This window comes from Micromonospora sp. NPDC048040, from assembly GCF_055587185.1.
In genome coordinates this window covers 1-1,663 of the sequence record NZ_JBVJGT010000140.1, presented here as the reverse complement: position 1 = coordinate 1,663, position 1,663 = coordinate 1, and the positions used below count along the sequence as shown (strand labels likewise).

At 68.7% G+C, this 1,663-nt stretch carries 1 protein-coding gene; it reads left to right on the top strand.

Features of this window, described 5'->3' with window-relative positions:
• The first annotated feature begins 120 nt into the window (after positions 1 to 120).
• Complete coding sequence (locus tag ACZ6O2_RS36500) at positions 121 to 1,518, top strand: IS1380 family transposase (protein ID WP_466026217.1); 1,398 nt, start codon at positions 121 to 123, stop codon at positions 1,516 to 1,518.
• The last annotated feature ends 145 nt before the right edge of the window (positions 1,519 to 1,663 follow it).

Sequence of the window (1,663 nt, the reverse complement as noted above, 5' to 3'; positions counted from 1 at the left end):
CCTCGGCCCTTCGTTGAGGGCTGTCCAAGGAGTGGACTGAAAACGAAGAAGTGCCTTCTGATCAGGGAAAATAGGGCTTGTCGAGAGTCCTGTTAACCCGTCACGGAAGGCACTTGCTGGGTGAAGGCTACCGCAACACGTCCGAAGATCACGGTGACCGGGGGTGGGCGGGGCGTGGTCGGTCACGCCGGTGCCCGGCTGCTCGCCGACCTCGCTGATGCGACCAGGTTGACCAGCGCATTCAGTCAGGCCCTGGCTGGGCTGCGGCAACGGCAGGGCGGACACGACCCGGGCCGGATCGCCGTCGATCTGGCGGTGATGCTGGCCGACGGCGGCGAGGCCATCGCCGACCTGGCGGTGCTGCGTAACCAGGCCGGCCTGTTCGGGCCGGTCGCCTCCGACCCGACCGCCTGGCGGCTGCTGTCGCAACTGGACGAAGCGACACTCGTCGTGCTGCGGTCCGCCCGGGCCCACGCCCGCGAGGTCGCCTGGGCCCAGTATGCCGACACCCGCGGTGACCTGCCGCAGGCCTTCGCGGCCGGCCTGCCGGTCGACGGGCTGATCCTGGACATCGACGCGACGATCGTGCTCTGCCACTCCGAGAAGGAATCAGCGACCCGCACCTGGAAGAAGACCTTCGGTTTCCACCCACTGCTGTGCTTCCTGGACAATACCGGCGAAGCCCTTGCCGGGCTGCTGCGCGAAGGCCGGGCCGGCTCGAACACCACCGCCGATCACATCACCGTGCTCGACCAAGCCCTCGCCCAGATCCCCGACCAGCATCGGTATGGCACCCCGATCCTGCTCCGCGCCGATTCGGCCGGTTCCAGCCAGGGGTTCCTCGCCCACATCCGATCCTTGCGCGACCAGCACCTGGACATCCGGTTCTCCGTCGGTGCCGCGATCACCGAACCCGTACGCGAGGCGATCCGGGCCGCGACCGGCTGGGTTCCCGCCGTGGACACCGGCGGTGACCTGCGCGATCATGCCGAGGTCTGCGAGATCACCGGCCTGTTCGACCCGACCGGCTGGCCGGAGGGCACCCGGTTCCTGGTCCGCCGGGAACGCCCGCACCCCGGCGCCCAACTGTCGCTGTTCGACACCATTCAAGGCTGGCGGCATCAAGTCGTCGCCACCGACACCCCACCCGGCGGCGGCAGCGTCCAGTTCTTGGAGGCCCGCCACCGCGCACATGCCCGCGTCGAGGACCGCATCCGCTGCGGCAAGAACACCGGCTTCGGCCGGTTCCCGTCCCGGCACTTCGCCATCAATCAGGCCTGGCTCCAACTCGCCCTGACCGGCATCGACCTGCTCGCCTGGACCCAGATTCTGCTCCTGAACGGCGAGTTGGCCACCGCCGAGCCGAAGAAGCTGCGCTACCGGCTGCTGCACGTCCCGGGCCGGATCACCCGCACGGCCCGGCGAACCCGCCTGGCCATCGCCGCCAACTGGCCCTGGACCGACGCCCTGACCAGCGCATTCAGCACACTCGCCACACTACCCCGACCCACCGGCTGACCCCGGACTCCACACCACGACCAGCAACACGGAGGAGCCCGGCCCCGCGCCGGGCCCTCAGCATGCCGCAGAACAGCGGCAATCACGCGGATCGCGCTTATCGAGAAGTGACTATGAAACCGTACTCAAATGAAAGACCGAGGCT